28 protein-coding genes are annotated in these 26999 nt (G+C 47.7%); 21 read left to right on the top strand and 7 right to left on the bottom strand.

Going from position 1 to position 26999, the window contains the following annotated elements:
- The first annotated feature begins 150 nt into the window (after positions 1-150).
- The 11 genes from nuoI to spoIID all read left to right on the top strand — a co-directional run bounded on the left by nuoI (position 151) and on the right by spoIID (position 10930).
- Complete coding sequence (gene nuoI, locus MHB63_10225; GenBank protein MEK3806906.1) at positions 151-570, top strand: NADH-quinone oxidoreductase subunit NuoI; 420 nt, start codon at positions 151-153, stop codon at positions 568-570.
- A gap of 2 nt (positions 571-572) precedes the next feature.
- Complete coding sequence (locus MHB63_10230) at positions 573-1085, top strand: NADH-quinone oxidoreductase subunit J (protein MEK3806907.1); 513 nt, start codon at positions 573-575, stop codon at positions 1083-1085.
- Positions 1082-1396 carry an NADH-quinone oxidoreductase subunit NuoK gene (gene nuoK / locus MHB63_10235; protein ID MEK3806908.1) on the top strand — a complete coding sequence of 105 codons (315 nt, stop codon included), beginning with the start codon at positions 1082-1084 and terminating at the stop codon, positions 1394-1396. Before MHB63_10230 ends, nuoK begins: the two co-directional genes overlap by 4 nt.
- A gap of 29 nt (positions 1397-1425) precedes the next feature.
- Positions 1426-3291 (top strand): NADH-quinone oxidoreductase subunit L, encoded by a 1866-nt coding sequence (gene nuoL / locus MHB63_10240; GenBank protein MEK3806909.1) that lies wholly within the window; start codon positions 1426-1428, stop codon positions 3289-3291.
- Complete coding sequence (locus MHB63_10245; protein MEK3806910.1) at positions 3291-4805, top strand: NADH-quinone oxidoreductase subunit M; 1515 nt, start codon at positions 3291-3293, stop codon at positions 4803-4805. The genes nuoL and MHB63_10245 overlap by 1 nt, the downstream gene beginning before the upstream one ends.
- Before the next feature lie 6 nt (positions 4806-4811).
- The gene (gene nuoN, locus MHB63_10250) at positions 4812-6302 is read left to right on the top strand and encodes an NADH-quinone oxidoreductase subunit NuoN (protein MEK3806911.1); all 1491 of its coding nucleotides are present in this window, start codon (positions 4812-4814) and stop codon (positions 6300-6302) included.
- A gap of 348 nt (positions 6303-6650) precedes the next feature.
- Entirely contained in the window at positions 6651-6881 is a 231-nt protein-coding gene (locus MHB63_10255) for a DUF1146 family protein (GenBank protein MEK3806912.1), read from the top strand.
- Between the two features lie 242 nt (positions 6882-7123).
- A complete protein-coding gene (locus tag MHB63_10260) occupies positions 7124-7864 on the top strand; it encodes a YwmB family TATA-box binding protein (protein MEK3806913.1) in 741 nt (246 codons plus the stop codon).
- A 32-nt stretch (positions 7865-7896) separates the two neighbouring features.
- Positions 7897-9201, top strand: coding sequence for a UDP-N-acetylglucosamine 1-carboxyvinyltransferase (gene murA / locus MHB63_10265; GenBank protein MEK3806914.1), 1305 nt, complete (start codon positions 7897-7899; stop codon positions 9199-9201).
- A gap of 165 nt (positions 9202-9366) precedes the next feature.
- Positions 9367-9801, top strand: coding sequence for a VanZ family protein (locus MHB63_10270; protein MEK3806915.1), 435 nt, complete (start codon positions 9367-9369; stop codon positions 9799-9801).
- Between the two features lie 106 nt (positions 9802-9907).
- A complete protein-coding gene (gene spoIID, locus MHB63_10275) occupies positions 9908-10930 on the top strand; it encodes a stage II sporulation protein D (GenBank protein MEK3806916.1) in 1023 nt (340 codons plus the stop codon).
- Between the two features lie 521 nt (positions 10931-11451).
- Here spoIID and MHB63_10280 read toward each other — a convergent pair.
- Positions 11452-11949: an N-acetyltransferase family protein gene (locus MHB63_10280; protein MEK3806917.1), complete on the bottom strand. Its 498-nt coding sequence runs from the start codon at positions 11947-11949 to the stop codon at positions 11452-11454.
- Positions 11950-11955: 6 nt separating this feature from the next.
- Positions 11956-12384 (bottom strand): VanZ family protein, encoded by a 429-nt coding sequence (locus MHB63_10285; protein MEK3806918.1) that lies wholly within the window; start codon positions 12382-12384, stop codon positions 11956-11958.
- Between the two features lie 175 nt (positions 12385-12559).
- Here MHB63_10285 and MHB63_10290 point away from each other — a divergent pair, with 175 nt between their 5' ends.
- The 7 genes from MHB63_10290 to fabZ all read left to right on the top strand — a co-directional run bounded on the left by MHB63_10290 (position 12560) and on the right by fabZ (position 17838).
- Positions 12560-13498, top strand: a complete 939-nt coding sequence (locus MHB63_10290) for a M23 family metallopeptidase (GenBank protein ID MEK3806919.1) — start codon at positions 12560-12562, stop codon at positions 13496-13498.
- A 352-nt stretch (positions 13499-13850) separates the two neighbouring features.
- Positions 13851-14126 (top strand): sporulation transcriptional regulator SpoIIID, encoded by a 276-nt coding sequence (gene spoIIID / locus MHB63_10295; protein MEK3806920.1) that lies wholly within the window; start codon positions 13851-13853, stop codon positions 14124-14126.
- A gap of 149 nt (positions 14127-14275) precedes the next feature.
- On the top strand, positions 14276-15277 hold the full coding sequence (locus tag MHB63_10300; GenBank protein ID MEK3806921.1) for a rod shape-determining protein: 1002 nt from the start codon (positions 14276-14278) through the stop codon (positions 15275-15277).
- A gap of 192 nt (positions 15278-15469) precedes the next feature.
- Complete coding sequence (locus tag MHB63_10305) at positions 15470-16258, top strand: flagellar hook-basal body protein (GenBank protein MEK3806922.1); 789 nt, start codon at positions 15470-15472, stop codon at positions 16256-16258.
- 10 nt (positions 16259-16268) lie between these two features.
- The gene (locus MHB63_10310) at positions 16269-17060 is read left to right on the top strand and encodes a flagellar hook-basal body protein (GenBank protein MEK3806923.1); all 792 of its coding nucleotides are present in this window, start codon (positions 16269-16271) and stop codon (positions 17058-17060) included.
- A 12-nt stretch (positions 17061-17072) separates the two neighbouring features.
- Entirely contained in the window at positions 17073-17336 is a 264-nt protein-coding gene (locus MHB63_10315) for a DNA-directed RNA polymerase subunit beta (GenBank protein ID MEK3806924.1), read from the top strand.
- A gap of 67 nt (positions 17337-17403) precedes the next feature.
- Positions 17404-17838 carry a 3-hydroxyacyl-ACP dehydratase FabZ gene (gene fabZ / locus MHB63_10320; protein ID MEK3806925.1) on the top strand — a complete coding sequence of 145 codons (435 nt, stop codon included), beginning with the start codon at positions 17404-17406 and terminating at the stop codon, positions 17836-17838.
- 35 nt (positions 17839-17873) lie between these two features.
- Here fabZ and MHB63_10325 read toward each other — a convergent pair whose 3' ends face one another.
- Entirely contained in the window at positions 17874-18842 is a 969-nt protein-coding gene (locus tag MHB63_10325; protein MEK3806926.1) for a nuclease-related domain-containing protein, read from the bottom strand.
- A 1001-nt stretch (positions 18843-19843) separates the two neighbouring features.
- Between MHB63_10325 and MHB63_10330 the strand changes: the two genes are divergently transcribed.
- Positions 19844-20119 carry a hypothetical protein gene (locus MHB63_10330; GenBank protein ID MEK3806927.1) on the top strand — a complete coding sequence of 92 codons (276 nt, stop codon included), beginning with the start codon at positions 19844-19846 and terminating at the stop codon, positions 20117-20119.
- Between the two features lie 18 nt (positions 20120-20137).
- Here the strand turns inward: MHB63_10330 and MHB63_10335 are convergent, their stop codons facing one another.
- Positions 20138-20593 carry a YwpF family protein gene (locus MHB63_10335; protein MEK3806928.1) on the bottom strand — a complete coding sequence of 152 codons (456 nt, stop codon included), beginning with the start codon at positions 20591-20593 and terminating at the stop codon, positions 20138-20140.
- Positions 20594-20989: 396 nt separating this feature from the next.
- On the opposite strand from MHB63_10335, the gene MHB63_10340 reads away from it, so the two are divergent.
- Both MHB63_10340 and ssb read left to right on the top strand, forming a co-directional pair.
- The gene (locus MHB63_10340) at positions 20990-21388 is read left to right on the top strand and encodes a hypothetical protein (GenBank protein ID MEK3806929.1); all 399 of its coding nucleotides are present in this window, start codon (positions 20990-20992) and stop codon (positions 21386-21388) included.
- Between the two features lie 157 nt (positions 21389-21545).
- Complete coding sequence (ssb, locus tag MHB63_10345; GenBank protein ID MEK3806930.1) at positions 21546-21923, top strand: single-stranded DNA-binding protein; 378 nt, start codon at positions 21546-21548, stop codon at positions 21921-21923.
- A gap of 394 nt (positions 21924-22317) precedes the next feature.
- Here ssb and MHB63_10350 read toward each other — a convergent pair whose 3' ends face one another.
- From MHB63_10350 to MHB63_10360, 3 genes are all read right to left on the bottom strand, one after another.
- Positions 22318-22461 (bottom strand): hypothetical protein, encoded by a 144-nt coding sequence (locus MHB63_10350; protein ID MEK3806931.1) that lies wholly within the window; start codon positions 22459-22461, stop codon positions 22318-22320.
- Positions 22462-22612: 151 nt separating this feature from the next.
- Positions 22613-25369, bottom strand: a complete 2757-nt coding sequence (locus tag MHB63_10355; protein ID MEK3806932.1) for a DEAD/DEAH box helicase — start codon at positions 25367-25369, stop codon at positions 22613-22615.
- Positions 25359-26969 (bottom strand): SWIM zinc finger family protein, encoded by a 1611-nt coding sequence (locus tag MHB63_10360; protein ID MEK3806933.1) that lies wholly within the window; start codon positions 26967-26969, stop codon positions 25359-25361. The genes MHB63_10355 and MHB63_10360 overlap by 11 nt, the downstream gene beginning before the upstream one ends.
- Between the last annotated feature and the right edge of the window lie 30 nt (positions 26970-26999).

Raw genomic sequence — 26999 nt, forward strand, 5'->3', positions numbered from 1 at the left:
ATTCAAGTAAACCCGTTGTCCCGGCAAGTAAACGGAACAGTTTCTCAAGAAAAAGAGGCATTCTTTCAAGTAAAACCGATATTCCGGCAAGTAAACCACGTCCCGGCCGCAATCCATATAACAACTAGCAACCAAACAAGGGGTGAAAACATGCGAGGTTTAGCAAAAGGTTTGACGTATACCCTGAACAGCCTGACGAAGAAGAAAGTGACGTATGATTATCCGAATGAGGCGCTTGCGCTGCCTGACCGGTTCCGGGGCATTCAGAAGTTTTATCCGGAGAAGTGCATTGTGTGCAATCAGTGTGCGGCTATTTGCCCTACTGACTGCATAGAGCTAACTGGCAAGAAGCATCCGGATCCGGCGAAAAAAGGGAAGATCATCGACACATACGATATTAATTTTGAAATTTGCATCCTCTGCGATCTTTGCACAGAGGTGTGTCCGACAGAAGCGATTGTGATGACGAACAATTTTGAGCTTGCCGAGTACAGCCGCGATCAGCTGTTTAAGAATCTGGAGTGGCTGGATGAAAATGATGAGAACATCAGGGAGGAGAATAAGGTGTGAGTATAACCGGAGAGTTTGTTGCCTTTGTCGCACTCGCCATGGTGGCCATCGGCGGCGGCATCCTCATGCTGAATGTGACAAAAGTAGTTCATATGGTCGTATCCCTTGTGTTCACATTTGTGAGTATCGCCGGTCTGTACGTTCTCCTTTCGGCGGAATTTGTGGCAGCGGTCCAGATTCTGATTTACTCGGGTGCGATTACGATCATCATGCTGTTTGGGATCATGCTGACGCGCCACCAGGATGAGGATGAGCCGTCTGCCGGCATCGGCAAAAAGCTCATCGTGTTTCTTGGCATTGCGGCGTTTGCCCTCGTGATGTATCTAGGAATCTATGATTTGCAGCTCGGGGAAGAGCAGGCAGATCTGCATGTGAAAAATACCGAACAGATCGGAATCTCGCTTTATTCTCACTTTGTGATTCCGTTTGAACTGACGTCTGTTCTTCTGCTTGTGGCGTTAATAGGAGCCATTATCCTGGCGAGAAAAGATGAAAACGGGGAGGACGAAAAATGAGCTCGATTCCTTTATCGGCCTTTCTTGTGCTCGCTCTGATCCTTTTTTGCATCGGACTGTACGGGGCCCTGACGAAGCGGAACACAGTGATCGTTTTGATTTCAATTGAGCTGATGCTGAATGCGGCAAATATCAATCTGGTTGCCTTCAGCAAGTACGGAGTGATTCCGTCCATTACCGGCCAGGTGTTCTCGCTTTTTACGATCACGATTGCTGCAGCGGAGGCGGCCGTTGGACTTGCCATCTTGTTTGCCCTTTACCGCAACCGGAGATCTGTCAATATTGATGACTATGAATCTATGAAGCATTAACACCTCTAACAAGAAGGGGATTGAATACAATGATGCCATACGCCTGGATCATCCCGCTGTTTCCGCTTGTCTCCTTTCTCGTGCTGCTCCTGTTCGGGAAACGGCTGAAAGAAGGAAGCGTCTATGTGGGAGGCATCCTGATGACCCTCTCATTCGCCGGTGCACTTGCGGTGCTCGCAGACCGGTTCGCACAAAATACCTATAAAGCTGAAGCTGTGTGGCTTACAATCGGCAGCATGGAGCTTACGGCAGGTTTTGAGATTACGCCGCTCAATGCGCTGATGCTTGTGATCGTCACGCTCGTCAGCTTAGCTGTACATATTTATTCCAAAGGATACATGCACGGAGATCCCCGCTTTCATGTGTTTTATGCCTATCTTGGCCTATTCACCTTCAGCATGCTCGGGCTTGTCATGACGACCAATCTGCTGCAGCTCTACATATTCTGGGAGCTTGTCGGCGTGGGGTCTTTCCTTTTGATCGGATTCTACTTTTACAAAGAAGAAGCGAAGGCTGCCGCGAAAAAAGCGTTCATTATGACAAGGATCGGGGATGTCGGCCTGTTTGTCGGGATGCTTCTTCTGTTCTGGCAGGTTGGCAGCTTTGAATATGACCGCATTTTTGCAAGTGTTGCAGATGGTATGATTTCGCTCGATATGATCACTTTGACCAGCATCCTGATTTTCATCGGGGCCATCGGGAAATCCGGCCAGTTCCCGCTCCATTCGTGGTTGCCTGATGCGATGGAGGGGCCGACGCCGGTCTCCGCCCTCATCCACGCCGCGACGATGGTTGCAGCGGGGGTTTACCTTGTTGCCCTTATGTATCCGCTGTTTGCCGCAAGTGAAACGGCGCTTCTCGTTGTTGCAACGATTGGCGCCTTCACCGCTATCTTTGCCTCAAGCATCGGGCTTGTTCAAAAAGATATCAAACGCGTGCTGGCCTACTCGACTGTGAGCCAGCTTGGTTACATGATGCTTGCCCTCGGTTCTGCAGGCTATGTCGCCGGCGTCTTTCACCTGATGACGCACGCCTTTTTCAAAGCGCTGCTGTTCCTCGCAGCCGGAAGCGTCATCCACGCAGTCCACACTCAGAACATTGACGAGATGGGCGGTCTGTGGAAAAAACTCAAATTCACCGGTCCGCTGTTTTTAATCGGAACCCTTGCCATCAGCGGCGTTCCGCTCTTTTCAGGCTTCTTCAGTAAAGATGAGATTCTGATTGCCGCCTGGGAGCACGGAAATCCTGCGCTGTTCTGGCTTGCGGTCATCGCTGCTTTCTTTACTGCCTTTTACATGTTCAGGCTCTTCTTCCTCGTCTTTACGGGACGTCCGAAAACCGAGCTTGCTTCTGTTCATGAATCACCGCCTTCCATGCTGATTCCGATGAGTGTGCTGGCAGTACTTGCTGTTTTTTCAGGCTACGTCAATACGCCTTGGTTCGGAACATTCCTCGGGGACTGGCTGACAGAAGGCGCGCCTCAGCTCGGCCACGGACACATTGAAGGTCCTGCCTGGATCATGATTCTGGCAACAGCTGTCTCGCTGCTCGGCATTCTGCTTGCGTATCTGATGTACAAGAAAGGCTCCATTTCACCGGAAAAAGCAAGAGCCCGCATGCCGATGATTCACTCGGTTCTGAAAAACAAATACTTTATCGATGAGCTTTACAGTGTCACTGTGGTCTGGCTGACGAACACGGTCAGCATGCTCTGCAAATACCTGGAGAAGTTCCTTGTAGAAGGTGCTGTAAAAGGAGTGGCCGGGATCGTCCGCTCTGCAGGGGCACTCGGTTCAAAAATGCAGAATGGCCAGGTTCAGATGTACGGAACGGTTGCATTTGTCGGGCTTGCCCTGCTGCTTGTGCTGTACGCTGTGACAGGAGGGAACTTATAATGACGTCAATCTTGCTGACAGCCCTTGTTTTCTCGCCTGTCCTTGGCATTCTCGTACTCTCATTTATGAAACGCGATCAGGAATCCTCCCTGAAGCTGGTTGGATTCCTCGCCACTCTTCCTGCCGTCCTGCTGTCAGGCATTGTTTTTGCGCAGTATCTTGCAGGGGAAAAGCTGGAGCGCTTTTCTGAAAAGGTCCGCTGGATCACGTTTGGCCAGTACCATGAGATGCAGCCAGGCGTGTTCACGGTCGACTACGAGCTTGCCCTGGACGGATTCTCGCTTGTCATGGTGCTTTTAACGGCTATACTGGCCGCTTTGGCTGCAGCCGCATCGGTTTCAATCAAGAAGGACTGGAAGGGCTACTTCATGCTGCTTCTGCTTCTTGAAACAGGTATGCTCGGCGTGTTCCTGGCGCAGAATCTCGTGCTCTTTTTCATCTTTTTCGAAATCACGCTGATCCCGATGTTTTTCCTCGTCGGCAAGTGGGGCTTCGCTGCACGGGAAAAGGCAGCCTATCAGTTCCTTCTATATAACGGGTTTGGATCTGCTATCCTGCTGATTGTGATCATCCTTCTTTTTTCAAAAACAGGAACAACAAATTTTCCGCTGCTCACACAGCTCATGACGATGTCGGATGCTCAGCTGATTGGCCCGATGTCAGAGGATTTCAGGCTAGGCCTTCTAATTGCCCTGCTCGTTGCATTTGGCGTAAAGCTCCCGATTTTCCCTCTGCACACATGGATGCTCAGGGTGCACGTTCAGGCTCCGCCGCCGATCGTCATGCTGCATTCAGGCATTCTTTTGAAAATCGGGGCGTACGGTTTGATCAAGTTTGGCCTTGGGCTGTTTCCGGCTGAGTTTTCAAAGCTTGGCACGATTGTCATTGTGCTCGGACTTGTGAACCTGCTGTACGGCGCATTCCTTGCCCTGATTCAGAATGAACTCAGAATGGTTCTTGCGTACTCTAGTATTTCGCATATGGGCATTGTGCTCATTGGCCTTGGCGCATTAAATGAAGCGGGCATTCAAGGGGCGATTTTTCAGGTCGTTTCGCACGGACTGATTTCAGCGCTGCTGTTTTTCCTCGTCGGTGTTCTATTGGAACGGACCGGGACAACAGAGCTCGGGAAGCTTTCAGGCCTTGCAAAATCGATGCCGCTTGCAGCGGGCTTTCTGCTTGCAGGGGCCATGGCATCGCTCGGACTGCCGGGGATGTCAGGCTTCATCAGCGAGCTGACCGCGTTTATGGGTGTCTTTGATCAGCATCCGGAGCTTGGTGCGATTGGGGCAATCGGGATCATTCTTACCGCAGCCTACTTACTGAGAGCGGTGCTTACGATCACGTTTGGAGCGGAAAAGAGCCCCGGTATCATGTCTGATTTGAAGTGGCATGAAACGATTCCGGTTTCCATCCTGCTGCTGCTGATTGTGCTGATCGGCGTGTTTCCAAATGGACTTTCCGTCCCGCTGCAGCTGACGATTGAAACGATCATGAAAGGGATAGGAGGGTGATGAATCATGGATATGGAAACCTTGCTCAGCTATAACTGGGGCGCGATGATACCTGAGTTCATCATTCTCGGGACCGCCCTTATCCTGTCGCTTGCCGACCTTTTCATGAAAGAGGGAAGCAGCCGCAGGTGGCTAGGATGGCTTGGACTTGCCGGAATTGTCGGCGCGATTGTCAGCCTGACGCTCATGATTGGGGCAGAGGATGCCGTTATTCTTTATGACACTTTTGTCCTCGACTCTTTCGCAAAGGCGTTCAAATTTATTCTGCTCCTTGGCGGGGCGCTGATCTTTCTGCTCGCCATCGACTATGAACCGCGCGAAGGCATGAAAGAGCGGGGAGAATTTTATTATCTGCTGCTTGCCGCCCTTCTAGGCGCGATGATGATGGCATCGAGCAGAGACTTAATTACCCTGTTCACCGGACTTGAACTCTTGTCCATTTCTTCCTATATACTGGCCGGGCTCAGAAAGCGGGATTTAAAGTCAAACGAATCGGCCATGAAATACGTCATTAACGGCGGTATTTCAACGGCGATTACGCTGTTTGGAATGAGCTATATTTACGGACTGACAGGAACGACAAGTCTGTCTGAAATGATTCCCCAGCTGAACGGGCTGACGGAATCAGGCTACGTTTACATATCGTCGATCTCATTCCTGCTGGTCTTTGTCGGTTTATCCTTTAAAATTGCAACCGTGCCTTTTCACATGTGGGCACCTGATGTTTATGAAGGCGCACCGACACCTGTTACGGCATTCCTGAGCGTCGTCTCAAAAACGGCAGGCTTCGTCATCATTTTAAGAATCTGCCTTTCCGTCTTCGGGAACATTCCGGATGAAGGCGGCATGCAGTCGATTCTCCAGTCGCTGCAGGGCTTTATCGCCATCCTGGCCGCAGTGACCATGATCGTCGGAAACACCGTCGCCCTCAGGCAGAAAAACATCAAGCGGATGCTCGCCTACTCATCGATTGCCCATGCAGGGTACGTCCTTGTCGGCTTCGTCGCGTTTGGAGGCTACTTTTACTTTGATGCCATCTGGTTCTACCTGCTTGCCTACGTCATCATGAACGTCGGGATCTTTGCCATCGTTCAGGCTGTCTCCCGCAAAACAGGATCAGAAGACATCTCGGCCTTTGCCGGACTTTACCGCAGATCGCCGGCAGCAGGCATTGCCGTCGCGGTTTTCCTGCTCTCACTCGCAGGGCTGCCCGGAACAGCCGGTTTCATCGGAAAAGTCACCATCTTCATGAACGCATTCACAAACAGCACGCCACAAATCGTTCTGGCAAGCATCATGATCGCCGCAACCGTCGTCTCGTACTTTTACTACTTCGGAATCCTGACACAGGTCTTCTCCCGAAAAAAAGAAACCGACGAGCCGTTCACATGGAGCGCGCCGCTGATCATCGTCACCGCCGTCTGCGTCGCTGCAACCATCCTGCTCGGAATCTTCCCGGGTGCGGCGTTTGATTTTCTGAATGCTAATATTTCATAGAAACTTTTGGGGAAAAATTTTTTACACATAGTGGATTGCAGCGGAAGGCACTTGACTCCTGCGGGATGGAGAGGGATGTGGAGACCCCGCAGGCGAAGCTGAGGAGGCTCCACTGCCTCCCCGCGGAAAGCAAGTGACTGCAGCGGAAAGGAACGGTCACAGTTCGAACCATTGGCGCAAACATTTCATAAATTTGCCACGAATCTTCACAAAAAAAACATCACTGCACGCACAGAATTTTATATAATAGAGGAGGTGTAAAAGCCTCTTCTTTTTTTTGCTTTAAAAAAGAAGATAAGCAAAAGCCTTCTTTTCGAAATATAGCTACATATAGGAGTTGTTTAACCTATGCTTGATTTTAATCAGCAGGCATTGCTTGGCCTTATGTCTCACCTCGTGTTTATTCCGGTTACCTGGTGGGCGCTGCAGGCGCTTCATATTGAAAAAGCCATGAAAAAAGGAAAGGTCATGCAAGCGCGTGCGCTGCTGATCCTGCTCACGATTGCCATCTCAGGTGCTGTCAGCAATTTTTTTCTTGATTATTTAATATGGTCCCGCCAGCTGCCTTTTTTATTTTAGGGCCTTTTTTACCGGTTTATTTCAGCACTGACACAGCAAATTCACTTAGCCAATAGATCAGGCAAGCGCGCTGAATGCATCTTTTCCTTGAGATCTTACGTTTATATCTATGACAACAGGGGAATATGTCCTACAGATTAGGAAGTGAACAGCACGAGCTTGTCTAACAATGACGACTTTTTCCACGTATGCCGCGGTCTCAAACGGTAACACTGTTACTAGGGAGAGGACGTGGGGATATAATGAAAAAAGTCAGTCTTGCCATTATGTTATTTTTTATTTTTTTTACAGGTGCATTTGCTGCACACCAGACATTCGGAGCAAAGAAGGAAACGGAGCTTGAAACCATTGTAGATGGCATGGAAGCACAGGGAATTGATGTAAAAGAATGGTCAATGTATTCTAAGAAGATGGTTTCAGACGAGACTCGTTCTTTTGAAGATACAGTGAAACTTTTCCAAAATCAATTTCGTCAGTTTAAGTGGTCTGAGGACCGTGCTGATGGCAAACTACATAAAATGACAGGGACCTTTTTCGACAAGGATTCGGGATTTACCGAAAAGCTCCAGATTCAAGCAACCGACACAAATGGATTTCAGCAATCGTATATCTTGTATGAGCTGAGCGGAGAGGGTTCCGGAAAAAAGTGGGCGGAGATCTATGGGCATGCGCAGGCCAGAAGCTTCGACATTTTCCATGAAAATCCTACAATTTTCACTTGTGTCAATGGACAGCTTGATGATAAGATGAGTAGTGTTTTGCAACTTAAAGTGGATGCTTTGCTTAAACAATTTAACGCGGTGCCGGTGGAACAGCTTAAAGAGAAGTCGTTCATATCCGTGTCCGCACTCACGACGGATTGGAATCATGTGATTCCGGCAGACTCAGGCAGCATGAACATTCAAATTGCGCTCAGAAGCGCAGGATTGGGCGGTAATACTAGCGTTACAGTAGGAACCCCAATCATAACGTCTGAATATTAATATATAGAAATTGGGACGCGGAGGGGAAGACCTTGGAAAAAATCATCGTCCGCGGCGGTCGTAAGTTAAACGGTACTGTAAAAGTAGAAGGTGCTAAAAATGCCGTTTTACCAGTAATCGCTGCATCTTTATTAGCCAGTGAACAAAAAAGCATAATCTGTGATGTGCCTACGCTCTCCGATGTGTATACAATCAATGAAGTGCTGCGCCATCTTGGTGCAGAAGTTCACTTTGAAAATAACCAAGTGTTTGTAGATGCATCAAACGAGCTAAATATGGAAGCTCCTTTTGAATATGTGCGCAAAATGCGCGCTTCTGTATTGGTCATGGGGCCATTACTAGCAAGAAACGGCCGTGCACGCGTGGCTCTGCCAGGCGGATGTGCGATCGGATCACGTCCAATTGACCAGCATTTAAAAGGCTTTGAAGCAATGGGAGCATCAATTAAAGTAGGTAACGGATTCATCGACGCTGAAGTCAAAGGAAGACTTCGCGGCGCCAAAATCTACCTTGATTTCCCAAGTGTTGGAGCAACTGAAAACATCATCATGGCTGCGGCTCTTGCGGAAGGAACAACCGTCCTTGAGAACGTAGCAAAAGAACCGGAAATCGTCGACCTTGCCAACTACATCAACGCGATGGGCGGCAAAGTGCGCGGAGCCGGAACTGGAACAATCCGCATTGAAGGTGTGGAAAAACTGACAGGCGTTAAGCATCACATCATTCCTGACCGCATTGAAGCTGGTACATTCATGGTAGCAGCAGCAATCACAGGCGGAAATGTGCTTGTTCGCGGCGCTGTGCCAGAACATTTAGCATCTTTAATTGCAAAAATGGAAGAAATGGGCATCCAAATCACGGAAGAGGAAGACGGACTTCGTGTCATTGGCCCTGAAAAACTAAAAGCCATCGACATCAAGACGATGCCGCATCCAGGCTTCCCGACAGACATGCAATCTCAAATGATGGCATTGCTGCTGAAAGCTGAAGGCACTTCTATGATTACGGAGACGGTTTTTGAAAACCGCTTCATGCACGTGGAAGAATTCCGCCGCATGAATGGAGAAATTAAAATTGAGGGCCGTTCTGTCATCATCAATGGTCCAGCCAACATGCAAGGCGCTGAAGTGGCAGCAACAGACCTGCGCGCTGGTGCAGCACTTGTTCTTGCAGGCTTAGTATCTGAAGGCTACACGCGTGTAACGGAGCTTAAGCACGTTGACCGCGGCTATGTAGACTTCCACGGAAAACTTGCTTCTATCGGTGCAGACATCGAACGCATCACAGAAGAAAGCACTGTGAAATCAGAAAAAGCTGTCAGTGACATGAACGCATAAATATACGTGTTTTTTCAGGAAGCCGGGGTAGATCTACTCCGGTTTCTTTTTGTTTTTCTTAAAAAGAAAGACTTTATTAGTTTGGGTGTTTTCCTTATGATTTATACATAGATACTTATAAAAAACACAGTAAATGACCACGATAAATGCGGAGGAGGGAAAGAGATGAAAGTTATCATTGCATGCTGCCTGATCACCGCATTTTCATTGTTTTCATTTACGAGCGACCTGCAGTCTCTGCTGACTGGGGACTATATCGGATTTATCTTCAGGAGCGATCCTGATTTCTCAGATTTGCTGATGACCGCGGATATCGACTGGCAAAGCACGTTTTATGTAGTTTCCAAAACGGGACACGCGCTGTACTTCTTTTTTTTCACACTGATCATGACGTTTCTGTATCGTATGCGCACGGCTCTCCTTTGGGCTCTCTTTCTTGCGGTTTCATCCGAATTTCTTCAGCTGTACACAAACCGCAGCGGAAGAATCGTCGATATGCTTTATGATCTCACCGGAACTGCTGCTGCCATACTCATACTTTTCATCATGAAAAAGAGCGCCGGGATTGTCGAAGGAAATCGCCGCAGCGTGCCGAAATGAATAATAGAAGTGCGTGAACTTTCCAATGTTTGGAGTCATAAACGGTTGTCCACCTCCATAGAATTGAACAGAGACGGTAAACGACATATCGGATATGGAGGCCCAGATGAAATCTTTGAAACCAATCGTTTTAGTACTCGCCGGATTATTTCTCATCATATTAATGATCCCAACACTCCTCGTAGCCCCCTTTATGAACGATCCATCAAGCGGAGAACTATCAGAAGACCTTCAAACCAAAAAGGGTGAACAGCTTATGCTCGGAAAATCCATGATCGATGTACCAGTGTACCGAAGCAGCTCGGAGAAAATTGAAAACATCCCGCTCGAAGAATATGTCATCGGCGTAGTCGCCTCAGAAATGCCGGCTGATTTTGAAGAAGAAGCGCTGAAGGCGCAGGCGCTTGCAGCGAGGACGTATGTGGTGAAGCAGATGATGTTTGATAAGCTTCCGAAAGTTCCTGAAGGAGCGGTCGTCAGTGACACAACCTCCCATCAGGTTTACAAAAACAACGACCAGCTGAAAAAACAGTGGGGCAAGGATTATAACTGGAAAATGACAAAGATCTACAATGCGGTAGCATCCACTCAGGGGCAAATTCTGACCTATGACAATAAACCGATTGATGCTTCCTTTTTCTCGACAAGCAACGGCTACACCGAAAACTCGGATGAATACTGGACAGCAGCACTGCCTTACTTAAAAAGCGTGGAAAGTCCGTGGGATGAAAAATCTCCTAAATATCATGATCAAACGGTCATCAGCGTACGTGACTTCGAGAAAAAGCTCGGAGTGAAGCTCGGTTCGGGAGGAGAAGTCGGCAAAGTGATTGAGCGCACGTCCGGCAAACGGGTCGCCCAAGTCGACTTCAACGGCAAAAAGCTAAGCGGCCGCGAAATCCGTGAAAAGCTCGGCCTCCGCTCAAGCGACTTCGCCTGGCAGCTCAAAGGCGACCAGGTGGTCATCACCACAAAAGGTTTTGGCCACGGCGTCGGCATGAGCCAATACGGCGCCAACTTCATGGCCCAGGACGGCAAAAAATACAAAGACATCGTCAGCTACTACTACCAGGGAGCCAAAGTCGGCAGCGCCGAACCGTTTATTGCCCAGTACACAGCTAAAAACTAAGTTTCTGCCCGCGGGAGGGGTCCTGCGGGTTTTTCAGCATTCATTTTTAACCAAAAAAGAGCAGAATGCCCCTTTTTCTAGAAACCTTGTGTTGAGGTTCAGTGCTTCACGTTAAAAAGAGGTCATCTAAACGCCGTGCAGCGGCCTAACAATCCAAAAGCGGCGTGTAACAATCCAAACTGCTGCTCTAACAAGCGGAAATGATGCTCTAACAATCCGAATCCGGCATCTAACAGTCCAACGGGGAAAATGGCCAATCCAGTCTGCCATTCACTCCAAACTAAAAGAAAAAAGAGCAGAATGCCTCTTTTTCTAGAAACCTTGTCTTCAGGTTCAGTGCTCCACGTTAAAAAGAGGTCATCTAAACGCCGTGCAGCGGCCTAACAATCCAAAAGCGGCGTGTAACAATCCAAACTGCCGCTCTAACAAGCGGAAATGGTGCGCTAACGATCCGAATCCGGCTTCTAACAATCCAAGGCAAACTCCATACAAAAAAACGCGCCCTCCACAGGCGCGTTTTCCTATTGAACCACTCGTTTTCCTACTATCACTAAATCGCGCTCCACTCCATCGAGTTCCGCGACGCCGGGCATGTTCGCCCACTGTTCAAAGCCGAAGCGCTTGAACAGGCGCAGGCTCGCTTCGTTGTGCCCGAATACAAGTCCTAGCAGGGTTTTGATGCCGAGCTCAGGGCATGCATCGAGTGCAGCCTGCAAAAACGTTGTGCCGATGCCTTTTCCGCGCACGTTTTGATCAATATAGATGCTGACTTCAGCGGTATATTGGTAGGCGGCACGTCCGTGGAAGGATTCAAAGCTGAGCCAGGCTACCACTTTGTCTTCATCTGTCATCACCCATATCGGGCGCATATCCGTATGGTTGTTGAACCAGGCTTCACGGTCGGCAACCGTAACCGGAGTCAGGTCTGCTGTCACCGCTCTGCTTTCGATTGTCGAGTTGTAGATCTCAACGATGGCTGGCAAGTCGCTGCGGACAGCTTTTCGAATAGGAAAACTCATAGATGATCACTCCGAATCATTTAACTTTTTAAAAAGAGAGGTGATAAACGAAGGGCGCTCTGCAAAATACGTCACCTTCATTATGTAGAAAGACACAAGTACACCGATGGTATCCTTCACCAGATCGATCACTGTAGCGGACCGGTACGGAACGAAGTACTGGTGAATTTCATCTGTAGCCCCGTAAAGAATGGAGATCACTGCAGCAAGGACACTCGCCTTTGCGGTCCAGCGTCCATTTGCTGCAAACGCCAGCGCGATGAGCCAGTAGAGAATGCCGAATTCAATTAAGTGAAGCGATTCCTTCATTAAGCGGTCAAACGAAAACGGCGTCTTAATGATGGCATCCGCAGGCAGGCTAGAGAGTATCCAAATGAGGATCATATAGAGAATGGGGGCGATTGTGAGCGCCCATTTGAAAATCGGCTTCTTCATTAACGTGCTCCTTTAGCGTGCTGATGGAACATAGTATACCACGTGTGCGGAAAAAATTTTAGAATCCATACATAATTTTATAACCTTCAGCAAAAAATAACTTTTTGAATTTTTTTGGACCAGATGTATATATTTTCAGAATTCTGTTCAGAATGATTGCTGAGGTGATGATAGAATGAGAGAGGAAGAAACTAAACGTACTTCTCAAAACTCAAAAATGCAACAAATTTTCAGAAAGCGTTGGGTATTCCCAGCAATCTACTTAGTAAGTGCAGCATTGATTTTGACAGCCGTGTTATGGTATCAGTCAATCGGCAATGGTAACTCAGCAAACGATCCAAGTGATTATGGAACATCGTATCAGGATGAGCCGACACGTGAAGTAAACTCAGCAGTAGAAAACTTCGCAATGCCGGCAGCCGATGCAGATTCAGTATCTGTCATCCGCAGTTTCTATGAAGCAGATGCAACAGCAGAAGAGCAAGAAGCAGCACTCGTTTCCTATAATAATACGTACGAGCCTAGCAAAGGAATTGACCTGGCAAGAGAAGACGGCAAGGAATTCGAAGTCGCAGCAGCTCTAAGCGGTACAGTTACTAAAGCTGAAAAAGATCCATTACTCGGAAATGTCATTGAAATCGAGCACAAAGACGGCGTAACTACAGTTTACCAATCATTATCAAGCATGACTGTCGCAGTCGGTGACGAAGTTGAGCAAAACGAAATCCTCGGACAAGCTGGAAAAAGCCTGATCCACGAAGAAGATGGCGTACACGTTCACTTTGAAATCCGCAAAGACGGTACAGCAGTAAATCCAGTTGACTACATGGATAAGCCAGTTTCAGCATTGAACGAAATCAACGCTGAAAAAGAAGCACCTGCTAAAGAAGAAGAAGGTACTGAAGACGCAGAAAAAGGCGCTGAGGAAGAAAAAGGCGCTGAAGAAGAAAAAGGTGCTGAAGAAGAAAAGGGCACTGAAGATGCTGAAAAAGGAACCGAAGATGAAAAAGGTTCTGAAGAAGGCAAAGAAAAAGAAGACGCTGGTAAAGAGGGCAAAGAAAAAGGCAACTCTGACGACCAGTCCGAAGCTTCAATCAGCACTAAAAACGCATAATAAGCATCACTCTATAGATTGTCTATCCGCTTAGGGATAGACTATTTTTTTGTTTGTTTTTGAAAAGGGTTGTACAGATTCGACAAATCTTTCAGGGAATACCCCCTCCGCCAGAGCTCCAAAATGCAATTTCAAAGTGCTACAAAATGCAATTCATAAAAAAAATCGCACAAATCCCTTGTCCCTCTTGACTTTTTAGCATATATCTTCAACCAAGCTAATAAAATGTTACAAACCTAACAAAGAGAGTGTCTGAGGTGAGGGATCGTAAGTTTTATACATAGGCGCAGCTGCGTCTTGGTGCGAGTCTCATTTCACACTTCTCACATCCATTTTAGGGAGGTCGAGTGGTGTGCACGATTACATCAAAGAACGTACTATCAAGATTGGAAAGTATATCGTGGAGACGAAGAAAACTGTTCGCGTGATTGCGAAGGAATTTGGCGTTTCTAAAAGTACTGTCCATAAGGATTTAACGGAAAGGCTGCCTGAAATCAATCCAGAGCTTGCGAATGAGGTAAAAGAAATTCTTGATTATCATAAATCCATCCGTCATTTAAGGGGCGGGGAAGCGACGAAGCTGAAGTACCGGAAAGAGGATATTTTACAAGAAGAGCCTGTGAAATAAGAATTCTGCCTGTCTTTCTTGCAATTTCGACAAATCCCTACAAAACCTTTTACAATTTCAACCTTTTTTTAGTAAATTGTGATACAATATGAAATTAGGGCACAAAGTAGGAAATGCTGGGATCAGATTGCAAGGAGGATATGGAAAGAATGTTTGCAAGGGATATTGGAATTGACCTTGGTACTGCAAATGTACTAATTCATGTAAAAGGAAAAGGCATCGTTCTGAACGAGCCGTCTGTAGTTGCACTGGATAAGAATACTGGCAAGGTTCTTGCTGTTGGCGAGGAAGCCAGAAGAATGGTTGGACGTACTCCTGGGAATATTGTTGCGATCCGTCCACTGAAAGACGGAGTCATCGCGGATTTTGAAGTAACAGAAGCGATGCTCAAGCATTTCATCAACAAATTAAATGTAAAGGGTTTATTTACGAAACCCCGGATGCTTATTTGCTGTCCGACGAACATTACCTCTGTTGAACAGAAAGCCATCAAGGAAGCTGCTGAAAAAAGCGGCGGAAAAGACGTATTTCTTGAAGAAGAGCCAAAGGTTGCCGCAATCGGCGCCGGTATGGATATTTTTCAGCCTAGCGGAAATATGGTTGTAGATATTGGCGGTGGAACGACGGATGTCGCAGTGCTTTCAATGGGCGATATTGTCACCGCCTCTTCTATTAAGATGGCTGGGGACAAGTTCGACATGGAAATCTTGAACTACATCAAAAAAGAGTACAAGCTCTTGATTGGTGAACGTACGGCTGAGGATATCAAAACGCAAGTCGCGACAGTATTCCCAGGCGCACGCAACGAAGAAATCGCCATTCGCGGACGTGACATGGTGTCAGGTCTGCCTAGAACCATTACAGTCAACTCTGAAGAGGTTGAAGGCGCACTGCGCGAATCAGTAGCCCTCATCGTTCAAACTGCGAAAAGCGTCCTTGAGCGCACTCCGCCGGAGCTTTCTGCGGACATCATTGACCGCGGTATTATCTTAACAGGCGGCGGAGCCCTCCTGAACGGCCTTGATCAGTTAATGGCAGAAGAATTAAAGGTTCCTGTCTTAATAGCAGAAAACCCAATGGACTGTGTAGCAATCGGAACAGGCATCATGCTTGATAACGTCGACCGTCTGACTAGACGCAAAATTGTATAATCTATGAGAAACATCAGTCATGCTGGCTGGTGTTTTTTTCTTCTTCCCCTAAACCTTTCGCCCTCCCAGCCGATTTTAAGAGTGTAGCAGCTTAACTTTATGAGATTTACAAATTTATACTGTGCGGAGCCGTGAACTCCGCTATAATGAAAAATAGAGAAAATTGCCTAAATACTCTTAAGAGGTGGAACGATGCTAAGAGGCTTTTATACTGCTTCGGCGGGAATGCTCGCCCAGCAGCGGAGAACGGAAATGCTCTCCAATAATATTGCAAACGCCAATACCCCGGGCTATAAAACCGATCAGGCTGCGCTCAAAGCGTTTCCTGAAATGCTTCTGAAAAGAGTGCAGGACAACAAACTGCCTCAGGAGGTTGGCTCAATTAACACAGGTGTCTATCTTCAGGAAATGATCCCTCAGTTCGCTCAGGGAGACCTTCGCGAAACTGGGTTGAATACAGATATAGCTTTGCTTGAAACGGCTGTGCCTGAAAACGGTACGCTGATGTTCGGCGTGCAGCTTTCGGACGGCGAGGTCCGCTACACGCGTAACGGGCAGTTTACAAGAAACGAGAACGGGCAGCTTTCCCTTGCAGACAACCCGGTGCTCGGTACGGACGGACAGCCGATTGCCCTTGCATCTGACGAGTTTGAAATTTTGCCGGACGGTACTGTCAGAGTAAATGGTGCGGCCGGGGCACAGATCGGGATCTTTTTTTCAAACAATACAGCAGGTCTTGTGAAAGAAGGGAACGGTTTATACCGGACAGAGGATGGAACTGAGCTTGGTGCGGCTGCCGGCAACCCGGACGTTGCCTACCAGCTGAAACAGGGCTTCCTTGAAGGATCCAACGTGGATGTATCAAGATCCTATACGGAAATGATGACGGCCTACCGCGCCTTTGAAGCGAACCAGAAAGTGCTGCAGGCCTACGACAGAAGCATGGACAAAGCCGTCAACGAAATCGGCAGAGTCAGATAGGAGGAAAAGTATGCTGCGATCTATGATTACCGCATCGAACACACTCGGCCAGCTGCAGCAGCAGCTTGACCTGATTGGAAACAACATGGCCAACATCGACACTCAAGGCTATAAACGCACGCAGACCGGTTTTTCTGACCTGCTGCATCAGCAAATGAACAACGGCGGCCCGGATGACAGCCTCGCCGGCAGGTCGACTCCGCTTGGCGTGCGCTCCGGATCCGGTGCGGTGCTGACGGCTCAGACTGCCTTTTCGCAGGGTAGCATCAAGACTACGGACCGCGAGCTTGATTTTGCGCTGACTAAGCCTGGACAATTTCTGCAGGTGGAAGCAGGCGGGGAAATTCAATATACACGGGATGGCGCAATGTATTTGAATCCTGCTCAGGACGGACGTCTTCAGCTTGTCACGTCTGAGGGGCACGCTGTTTTAGATGAGAATCAGAATCCGATTTTTCTGGATGCTTCTTTTAAAAACAGCACCTTATCAGCAGGCGGAAGATTGACGGCAAATCCATCCGGTGAAACGGTCCAGCTTGGAATTGTAGGAATTACCCAGCAAACAATGCTTGAAAAACAGGGCGGAAATCGGTACGCTTTAAAAGAGATCGCTCCAAATGGAACGGTTGCCTTTTTAGAGCCGGAACAAGTCGGCATCAAACAGGGTGCCCTTGAAATGTCCAACGTCGATCTGTCAAAAGAAATGACCGACCTCATGATTGCGCAGCGGTCTTATCAACTGAACTCAAAATCAATCACCATGGGCGATCAAATGCTCGGGTTAATCAATAGCGTCAGATAAGGGGTTTTTACAGTGAGTGCAAACGAACAGTCTCGTGAACATGTGAAACAGAAAAAGAAAAGCGAAGAAACGAGCCAAAAAAGTCCGAAAATCAGAATCAGGCTGATTCCGATCTGGCTGCGAATCATTCTTTTGCTACTTTTCATGGCCATTGCCGTCACCAGCGGCGCGATGATTGGATACGGTGTACTCGGCGACGGAAAACCAACAGATATCTTCGACAAACAGACGTGGCAGCACGTTATCGACCTGGTCGAAAAAGAATCCGAAAAATAAGGAGGGCGAACCCCTCCTTTTTGTGTATAATAGAACTATTAGGTTGTACTAGGAGGAGGTCCTAAAAATGCTCGACATCAATCAAATCAAAGAAATCATCCCGCATCGCTACCCATTCCTGCTTGTGGACAAAGTCATCGAAGTCGAAGAGGGCAAGCGCGCAATCGGACTCAAAAACGTAACTGCTAACGAAGAATTCTTCAACGGACACTTCCCGGAATACCCTGTCATGCCTGGCGTCCTGATTGTAGAAGCACTGGCCCAGGTCGGCGCAGTCGCCATGCTCATCAAAGAAGAAAACCGCGGCCGCCTCGCTTTCTTCGCAGGCATCGACAACTGCCGCTTCAAAAAACAAGTCACCCCTGGTGACCAGCTCCGCCTCGAAGTCGAAATCATCCGCCTCCGCGGCTCCCTCGGCAAAGGAAAAGGCGTCGCAACCGTGAACGGTGAGGTTGTTTGTGAAACTGAATTAATGTTTGCATTGGGTGAGAAAAAAGAATAGTGGTTTGAAGGACGATCCTGGGTGGGGTCGTTTTTTTATGGCGTTAACTGGTACTTTCGGTATTTCACGGCACTGTTGTGTTCGAGGTTTAGCTGTCCCAGCAGTTTAGAAGCGATAGATGGGGAATCAATTTTTAAGAACGCTCTGCATTCCTTATTTGTTATTGTACCGGAGAGAAGGAGTGAGTAATCCTCCAGCGACTTTACATGTGCATTCTTGTCGCTCACGCCGCACTCGCCGCATTTCCACGTTCCCCGCTGCCTCTTCATTGGCAGATGAAAACAGCTCTGGCAGTGGACGCCTGTTCTAATATCAGAAGGAGGGATCTGGAACTGGGACATGACATCCGGATTAAGAGGGGTATCTTCCTTCAGCAAAAACCTTGTTACTTTATTCATCTCTTTCTTTGTGAGGATCTCATTAGGATTGCGGAGAGTAAGCACATCCATCTTCTCCTTAAGGAGATTTGCATGTATCACGTTCTTCTTAACGGTCTCTGAAAATGCAGGAATGGACTTATAACCGGAGGCTTTGCTGCCGATGACAACGAGCGAATAGATGGGGATAGTGGAGAAATTTCCTTTTTGAAGAAGCTGTTTCAAGGAGTTTTGCTGTCTTTTCACTTGTAGAATGGGATCAGCGAAGATCTCTTCCTTGCCATTGTAAGTTCTGATCAGCTGATGGTAATGCTGATCAAACAGAAGGATTCCTTTCATATTCTTCACTTCCAGAATGAGGATGAATCCCTTAGTCATAATGAGGATATCAATTTGAAAAAAGTGAACCTGGTCTAGACTCATCCTTAAATCGTGGAATAGAAAATAGTCTTTCGCGTTTACCTCAGAAAGATGGTATTCAATGGATTTCTCCCCGTAATGACCAGCCAGGCACTTTGCTAATTCTTCCTCAATCCTCTTTCTGCTGAAATGGTTTACAGGCAGCCTTCTTAACAGGGCCTGCAGCTTTAGTATTCTCATGGAAAATGTCTTTTCTTTTTTAATCATGGTTTCACTCCTAACACTACATCAATTCGTTGTGCAGGCCCTGTATCCTCTTATGATAGGAAATAAGATTATTAGCGGGGAATACCGCAGAATCTCCAGTGGATCAGCACACTATTTGGGGGCATAACAGCATTTTAAGTGGTGAAAAAGTGATTTTACAGTGAACCAAGATCGAAAAAAATTTGAGCTGGAAAAGATATTCGGCAGTCCAGTGCTAATTCTCCATAAAAACAGCAGCCATCCACATAAAAAAGTCCGAAATGCCCCTTTTTCTAGAAACCTTGTGACCGCGATTTGTGCACTAAGCTAAAAAAGAGGTCATCTCAAGGTCTTCAAACGAGCTAACAATCCAAACTGTGCGTCTAACAATCGGAATCACCGCTCTAACAAGCGCAAATTCATGTCTAACAATCCAAAACAGGCATCTAACAGTCCAAAGCCAAATCGGGTCCAAATTTCCATAAAAACAGCAGCCATGCACAGAAAAAAGGCCGGAATGCCCCTATTTCTAGAAACCTTGTGACCACGATTTGTGCACTAAGCTAAAAAAGAGGTCATCTCAAGGTCTTCAAACGAGCTAACAATCCAAACCGTTAATCTAACAATCCGAATCGCCGCTCTAACAAGCGCAATCCCCGGTCTAACGATCCGAAACCGGCATCTAACAGTCCAGCGCCAATTCCTGTCCAAATCTCAATAAAAACAGGGATCAGCCGCTGTAAAAAGGGCGAGGATGCCTCTTTTCCTAGAAACCTTGTGACCACGATTTGTGCACCAAGCTAAAAAAGAGGTCATCTCAAGGTCTTCAAACGAGCTAACAATCCAAACCGTGCGTCTACCAATCCGAATCGCCGCTCTAACAAGCGCAAATCCGTGTCTAACAATCCGAAACCGGCATCTAACAATCCAAACGCCAATCCAAGCGTGTCACTGCCCACATAAAATCCCCCCAACTAACACACCCTAACCCCGAACAACCACCACGAAAGGAGCAACCCAACATGAAAAAGAAATGGTACCTAATAGCAGCAGGATCTCTGCTTGCGATGATGCTTGCAGCGGGATGTCAGGATGATCAGGATCCGGCGCCTCCGGAGGATAACAACATGGAGGAGGAAGTGCCTAACGACGAGACGCCTCCTGCTGAGGAAGAAACGGAAGACGATATGGAGCAGGATATGGAAGAGGATATGCAGGAAGATGAAGGCAAGATGGAAGATGAGATGCAAAAAGACGAGAAGCACATGGAAGAAGATATGAAAAAAGACATGAAATAAGCAAAACAAAAAGTCCCTTCACGTTTGAGGGGACTTTTTAGTGTGGATTTCTCGCTGTTCGTTGAGTTTTTGTCTGAAGGCGTGGACGAGGTCTTCGCCGTGAAGGCCTTTGGTGAGCAGGTCGCCAAGGACTTTTTCGGGCTCGCTTTTGGATTTCCGGGCTAGCATGCGGCCTTCAAATAAAACAGATATATGCTCTTCAAGGACCATAATGGATTTGATGTTCGCCATGATTTCAGCAGGCTTGTTCGTTATCTTGGATATGGTGACATAGAGGCGGAGTTCGTCCTGCTGCTTTGACAGCGATTCAAAGTATTCATTCTGGTCTTTTGGCAGCAGCGCTTCAATCATCCAGTGATTTTCGCCGTCTTCTTTGTTGATGATCAGTCCGTCCGATAGGGAGATTTCGTCAAAGCTTACGCCGTTTTCTCCCTCAACTTCAATTGTCAGTCCCACGAGTCTAAACGTTTTCATAAACACCCTCCTTGGTCCAGTTTATCGTTCTTATATGATTATTGTTACATTATACCATACGAAAGGAGCGGGGTACCAAAGGAAGGGATGAGCCGAATTATTCAATTATCTTCTGTATCTCCTGAATTAATGACGTTCTGCGAATGCCTGAGGCCTGCCCAAGCACCTTTATTTCCGTGTATCAAGCACTTTGCTCCTATCGCTTAGGAGCTAATTCTGTACCACATACAGAAAAAAGGGAGGAAAATCCATTCTAAAAGCGGATAACAGAGTATTAATGAGATTTATTACACATTTTGACAACAAATAAGCAAATATACCCATTATTGGTGTTTTTCAAACTCTTCTCTATTTGTTATTTTGGAAAAGTAAACATTTAAGAAAAGAGGATGATCAGTGGAAACCTTCAAGCTTAAAACGATATCAGTAAAAGACCTTCAGGCATCAGGTGGAATTGTGCGTGAAAGGCTCAATGATGTACCAATGACACTCAGAGTGGGAGAGATCACCTGCGGAAAAGTAAAACACCACCATTTCCAAGTCAACCGGGAATCCTCCGTTGAGATCCTCTACGAAATACGGGAAAAGCAGCAATTCATCCGTGTTCAGCTTGATTTGCTACAAAATCACCTATCCATCCACTCGTACATGTGGACGAATGAAACAAACCGCTATGAACAAACAGCCATCGAAGAACAGCTCATTACATCAAAGGCCTTTCAAACTATTCTCCAAAGCATCACGTTTTCAGGCAGTGATCAGCAATCCTATCTCTTTCAGCTTCATAAAAAATAGCTATATGCGAAATGAATCATGCTTTAATCCAATTCAAAACGATATTTTCCTAAAGTAAAAACTTCATTATCACCCGGCATAATTCGATTTTCACGATTTTTCCTTGGCTCCAAAACCCGTTACAATGGTCATGCAAGCTAAGGAAAGGAGGAATCTCGTGATCAACTCAGTTGTGCTCGTCGGACGCTTAACGAAAGATCCGGAAATGCGCTACACAGCAGACGGTGCCCCCGTCGCCAACATCACACTTGCAGTTAACCGCACCTTTAAGAACGCATCAGGTGTTATGGAAGCAGACTTCGTCAACTGCACCCTCTGGAGAAAAACCGCAGAAAACACGGCAAACTACTGCCGCAAAGGCTCCATCGTCGGCGTCTCCGGCCGCATTCAAACCCGCAACTACGAAAACACAGAAGGCAAGCGCGTCTACGTCACCGAAGTCGTAGCCGATTCCGTCCGCTTTATGGGCGGACAAACCCGAGAACTGGCCGTAACCGAAAAACCGCAGCCCCTGCAGCGAACCCAGCCGCAGTAAAAACAGGCTGCACACTTCCTCACAGACAGAGAATCAATGAATGCCCCGTTTACCCACACACTTTGGCCGGCCGGATTGAATCTGGCTGGTCGTTTTTGATTTCTTGTACAGAATCCATTGTTAACCAGGCAAGTAACGAAGAGCTCTTTTCTAGTGAAAGATGTATTCTTGCAAGTAAACTGCCGATCCCTGCAAGTAAAGGAGTCCTCATAATATCTACATACCCCAGCTTCTACGCCGAACTAGGAGGCGGCTGGAAAAAATTAAGTAATCCTGCCAACTAGGCAAGTAACGAAGAGCTCTTTTCTAGTAAAAGAGGTATTTCTGCAAGTAAACAGCCGATCACAGCAAGAAAAGGATTCTTCGTCCAATCTACATACCCCAGCTCCTACACCTAACTAGGAGTCCACTGGAAAAAATCAAGTAACTCTGCAAAATAGGCAAGTAAAGAAATGCTTTTTTCTAGTAAAAGAGCCATTCCTTCAAGTAAAACGCCAATTCCGGCAAGAAACCGGCTTCCGGATCCAACTGCAAACAAAAAAACCAGCTCCTCAATAGGAACTGGCCACACAAATCTATTTCCCAACCTTCTTCCCAATCAGCTCATACAGCTTTCGCCACTCGGGACTCATGGTGTCTTTTTCTTTCGGCTTTTCCTGTTCTTTCTTCTTGGCCATGTCGCGCGCCTCCTAGCTCATGGATAGAGTGAAGAGCTCTTCGAGTTCGTCTGTTGAGAGCTCGGTGATCCAGCTTTCGCTCTGGATGATTTCGTCATTCAGGGACTGTTTTTTGTCCAGCATGACGTCAATTTTCTCTTCGATGGTGCCGGTTGTGATCAGCTTGTGTACGTGCACGAAGCGGCTCTGGCCGATCCGGTACGCACGGTCGGTTGCCTGGTTCTCGACAGCGGGATTCCACCAGCGGTCGTAGTGGACGACGTGATTGGCAGCCGTCAGATTCAGCCCGGTACCGCCGGCCTTCAGGGACAGAATCAGAATCGTATACTCCCGGTTCTGGAACTGCTCGACCATTTTATCGCGCGCAGCCTTTGGCACACTGCCGTTCAAGAACAGCACTTTTTCGCCGAATTCGCGTTCAAGCAGCGACTGAATCATTTCCCCCATCCCGATATACTGGGTGAAAATCAGCAGACTCTCATCCTGCTCGCGGATTGCACCAACGAGTTCCAGCAGCTTCTCAATTTTATGAGAGCGCGTCGTCACAGACGCAGCACGCTCTTCCTTCAAATACAGAGCAGGGTGGTTGCAGATTTGCTTCAGCTTCCCGAGCATCTTCAGGATCAGCGCCTTCCGCTGCATCCCTGCAAGCTGGGAAACTTGAGCAAATGTATCCTTCACAAGCTGCTCATAGAGCGATGCCTGCTCAACAGTAAGCGGGATGTACTCCTTTTGCTCCTGCTTTTCAGGCAGGTTCAGCGCCACCTGCTCATCGCGCTTCGTGCGTCGGAGCAGGAACGGCTTAATCAGCTGCTGCAGGTTGCCGATGATTTTCGGGTCGCGGTCTTTCTCGATTGGCAGCACAAACTTTTTATGAAAGCTGTGCAGACTGCCCAGGAACCCAGTATTTATGAAATCAAAAATCGACCACAGTTCCGTCAAGCGGTTTTCCATCGGCGTTCCTGTCAGGGCGATATGGTGATGGCCCTTCAGCTTGCGGATCGCCCGCGACTGCTTCGTATGGGCGTTTTTAATGTTCTGCGCCTCATCCAGGCAAATTGTGCTCCATGGAACAGCTGCAATCTCTTCGTGATCCGCGTGAGACAGGCCGTACGACGTCAGCACAATATCGGCACCGGCTATCGATGCGGCAAAATTCTCACCTTTAGCCCGGTTAGGACCATAATGGAGCTGCACCTTCATACCCGGCGCAAACTTCTCGATTTCCTTCTGCCAGTTGCCTAGAACAGAGGTAGGGGCAATAATCAAAAACGGCGCCTTCATGTTCTCGTGCTCAAGCACATAGGCAAAATAAGCGATCATCTGAATCGTCTTTCCAAGACCCATATCATCTGCCAAACATCCGCCAAACTTAAACTTCCGGAGAAACAGCAGCCAGTCAACGCCCTGCTGCTGATACGGACGCAGCTCGCCGATAAAGGAAGCAGGCACATCATGCTTCGGTATATCCGTAGTCTGCGTCAGCTGCCGCAGCATGGACTTCATCTGCTTATTCAGCTCAATATGAATATTCGCAAATGCGCGCGCATCCATAATCTCATCCTCATCATCACGCGTATCCGCAAGCTCCTGCTGCAGAATATCGGAAAAATGCAGGCCTTCTTTTTCCGCCTTTTTCAAAATCGACTGCACATGCTTGATAAAAGCGGGGTCTAACTTGATCCACTGTCCTTTAAAATTCACAAGACGGCGGTTCTCGTTCACCATCTGCATGAACTCATCCTCGCTCAGCTCCACACCGTTGGTCGAAAACCGCCAGTTAAAGTCAATCAGCGAGCTCATGCCGACAAAGGACTGGCCGCGAGGGGAGGAAGACATCTTCGCCTTAAGCATCACTTTAGAATCGCGGACAACTTGCCACCACGACGGCAGAAGAATCTCAACTCCGGTGTTCACGAACGTTTCACTAGAACTCGTCAGGAAGAGCCACGCCTCATCCTCTGATATATGCGTGTTTCCATTCTTAAACGACAGCCACGGCACAATCTCCTCGAAGCGCTGCTGCTCCCTTTCAATCCGGTCCATATAGCTGCGCCACGGAGCAGGAAGATCCTTCAGCCCCTGGAAAAGATGAAACGAATCAGGGTTTTTCCGGTCACGCAGGAACAGCTCAAGCTTCCAGTCATCCCCGTCATAATCAGGCTCATTCAGACGCAGGCCAATCGTAAACGGCGCATCATCGACAAGGTAACCGATTTTCTCAAGCCAGTCGCGTTCATCGAGAAAATGCCCTTCAAAGGTCTCGGCAGCTCCGTAAGCATTCACTATATCGCCCCACGCTACGCCGAGGTCCGGGTTCTGCTCAATCAGATCATTCACAGCAGCCGACAGCCAGTCAGCCGTAAACCCTTCAAACTCACCGGCAGTATCGCGCCATCCGAAAGAACCGCCTTTCCAGCGCTCATAATCCGGCATAAAATCGCCAGAGACGATACAGTCGTATATCGCTTCCGCTGCATCGATCAGCGATACGGCATCTCCGCTGTACTCGATATCAGCAAGCGAGTTCGTCGTGTCTTTTCCAATCAGCTCGACCATCATCCACGGCGAGAGGAGGACAGAAGGGACGCCGATATAGCTCACGTCCTCAAGCATTGATCCGAAAAAAGAGGATTCATGCCAGGCGAAAAGATAGCGCCTCATATGATTGGTGCCGAGCACTTTCTCATCTTTCGTCGTACACCAGATGTAAAAATGAAAATCCTCGATTTGTTCGGTATGAACGGAGATCTTCAAATCATTCAGCATGAATCAACTTTCCTCTCTTCAGCTCCTCCTGAAAAGCCCGCAGGCGCCGGTGCTCATGCGCAAGCTTCTCAAGATAGATCTCAAATTGACTTTCCTTCTTCAGCTTCTTATATAACGTGCGCGCTTTTTTCAAATACCGCACGGCAAATTTATAATTACTACGTGTTTTCTGCGCAATCTCATGGCGTATCGCATGGTGATACACAGTCAGCAGAGACTCCGGACTTTCCTTCTCGACAACCTTCAGCAGATCGCGGTCAATCTCATACAGCTCAAACCCAAGCAGCAGCTGCAGCTCCGCCCATTTTTTAAACTGCTTGCGGTTGATCAGAAAATGGTGATACTCCGCATAGCTGAAAGGCAGGGAAGTGCGGCAGGCGTTTTCATACATGCGCTCATCCTTCGTCTGCATCGAATAATCCGCAAGTAGATCAAGAAAATAGCGAATCGCTCTCCGCTTTTCTTCATAAGGAATCTCGCTGTTGATATAGGCGTCAATCTTTCCGTGCATAACCGAAAACCACTTGCCGGCACGTTTCCAGTTTTTCCGGGAAATAATATCTTCCACCCAATCATACAAAACGACAAAGCCCGCATCCGAAAACATCTCCATCTTTTCAAACAGAACATCGTCATTTCCAAGCAAGTACTCCATATGCAGAAGGGCTAGCCCGTATTCAGGCTTCATTTCCTCACTCTGCTTCTTCTGAAGCCACTCCGCCTCCTCGACGACCCACTTCTTCTGGTTCAAAAGAGCGGTCCAAAGCGAACGGTATATATTCAGCCGTTCATACTGCATATGTGGACTCACATCCAGCAGATTCCGGAAAACTTCTATACTATCCTTCAACAGACCGTCAATCGAAAACGGCAGCGCAAACTTCCGCATCTCACGCAGCTCGTAAGTAATAGTATCAATGCACTCTTCCGTATAAGAATGATACATATTCTGAAACATATGACCGCCCGGAATCGTCTCATTAATCAGACGGAGCATTCGGAACAATACATCGAGATTCGCGTGAATCAAATAAAATCGTCTGAGATCCGCATCTTTCGGAGCCTTTTTCTTAAGCGCAGGATAATAATGATTGTACAGGCTCTGAAGCTGCTGCACTGTGCGCTGCCGATTTCCGGCCCATCGCCCGTATTCATACTCAAAGTATGCAAGCCAGCTCTCAAGCGAATCGTCCTTCCACTTCACAGGAGAAATCATTTGGCTCGCCGGCTTCAATTGGGCCAGAATTGCCCTCTGGGCCTGGGCATTCCAGGCGTCCATATACGTTCCGACTGTATCGGTACTTGCATATAAATAAAGAAAGGCAGCCGCAGCATGACGGCATGGAAAAGCCGCAGGGCACGTGCACGAGCTCATCGTGAAAAAATCAAGCTCAAGCACCACCCGCACAGGCGTCACATCCTGCACATTCGCCTTCACCGTGTGCCCGTCAATCTTGACATTATAAACACTGCCCTGCCGATACAGCATCAAACCCTTTTTCATCAGCTGCCGATCATCCTCCGAATTCGGCGAAAGCATATCCTGCAGCTGCTCACCCGCATGCAGAATCAGTTCTTTATCCAGTTCGTGCTGAAGCATGGCGTACCGCTCCTTTTTGTTTTATGTAAA

Origin of the sequence: Bacillus sp. FSL H8-0547 (assembly GCA_038002745.1) — a bacterium.
Taxonomy (GTDB): domain Bacteria; phylum Bacillota; class Bacilli; order Bacillales; family Bacillaceae; genus Bacillus_P.

What these genes read in the sequence shown, in the direction of transcription:
- MHB63_10330 (MEK3806927.1), top strand. Translation starts at nt 19,844, where the DNA reads ATGAAAAAGAAATGGTACCTAATAGCAGCAGGATCTCTGCTTGCGATG.
- MHB63_10260 (MEK3806913.1), top strand. Translation starts at nt 7,124, where the DNA reads ATGAAAAAAGTCAGTCTTGCCATTATGTTATTTTTTATTTTTTTTACA.
- MHB63_10310 (MEK3806923.1), top strand. Translation starts at nt 16,269, where the DNA reads ATGCTGCGATCTATGATTACCGCATCGAACACACTCGGCCAGCTGCAG.
- MHB63_10335 (MEK3806928.1), bottom strand. Translation starts at nt 20,593, where the DNA reads ATGAAAACGTTTAGACTCGTGGGACTGACAATTGAAGTTGAGGGAGAA.
- MHB63_10325 (MEK3806926.1), bottom strand. Translation starts at nt 18,842, where the DNA reads ATGATTAAAAAAGAAAAGACATTTTCCATGAGAATACTAAAGCTGCAG.
- MHB63_10255 (MEK3806912.1), top strand. Translation starts at nt 6,651, where the DNA reads ATGCTTGATTTTAATCAGCAGGCATTGCTTGGCCTTATGTCTCACCTC.
- MHB63_10285 (MEK3806918.1), bottom strand. Translation starts at nt 12,384, where the DNA reads ATGAAGAAGCCGATTTTCAAATGGGCGCTCACAATCGCCCCCATTCTC.
- spoIID (MEK3806916.1), top strand. Translation starts at nt 9,908, where the DNA reads ATGAAATCTTTGAAACCAATCGTTTTAGTACTCGCCGGATTATTTCTC.
- MHB63_10280 (MEK3806917.1), bottom strand. Translation starts at nt 11,949, where the DNA reads ATGAGTTTTCCTATTCGAAAAGCTGTCCGCAGCGACTTGCCAGCCATC.
- MHB63_10305 (MEK3806922.1), top strand. Translation starts at nt 15,470, where the DNA reads ATGCTAAGAGGCTTTTATACTGCTTCGGCGGGAATGCTCGCCCAGCAG.
- nuoK (MEK3806908.1), top strand. Translation starts at nt 1,082, where the DNA reads ATGAGCTCGATTCCTTTATCGGCCTTTCTTGTGCTCGCTCTGATCCTT.
- fabZ (MEK3806925.1), top strand. Translation starts at nt 17,404, where the DNA reads ATGCTCGACATCAATCAAATCAAAGAAATCATCCCGCATCGCTACCCA.
- nuoI (MEK3806906.1), top strand. Translation starts at nt 151, where the DNA reads ATGCGAGGTTTAGCAAAAGGTTTGACGTATACCCTGAACAGCCTGACG.
- MHB63_10245 (MEK3806910.1), top strand. Translation starts at nt 3,291, where the DNA reads ATGACGTCAATCTTGCTGACAGCCCTTGTTTTCTCGCCTGTCCTTGGC.
- nuoN (MEK3806911.1), top strand. Translation starts at nt 4,812, where the DNA reads ATGGATATGGAAACCTTGCTCAGCTATAACTGGGGCGCGATGATACCT.
- MHB63_10290 (MEK3806919.1), top strand. Translation starts at nt 12,560, where the DNA reads ATGAGAGAGGAAGAAACTAAACGTACTTCTCAAAACTCAAAAATGCAA.
- MHB63_10355 (MEK3806932.1), bottom strand. Translation starts at nt 25,369, where the DNA reads ATGCTGAATGATTTGAAGATCTCCGTTCATACCGAACAAATCGAGGAT.
- nuoL (MEK3806909.1), top strand. Translation starts at nt 1,426, where the DNA reads ATGATGCCATACGCCTGGATCATCCCGCTGTTTCCGCTTGTCTCCTTT.
- MHB63_10300 (MEK3806921.1), top strand. Translation starts at nt 14,276, where the DNA reads ATGTTTGCAAGGGATATTGGAATTGACCTTGGTACTGCAAATGTACTA.
- MHB63_10270 (MEK3806915.1), top strand. Translation starts at nt 9,367, where the DNA reads ATGAAAGTTATCATTGCATGCTGCCTGATCACCGCATTTTCATTGTTT.
- MHB63_10360 (MEK3806933.1), bottom strand. Translation starts at nt 26,969, where the DNA reads ATGCTTCAGCACGAACTGGATAAAGAACTGATTCTGCATGCGGGTGAG.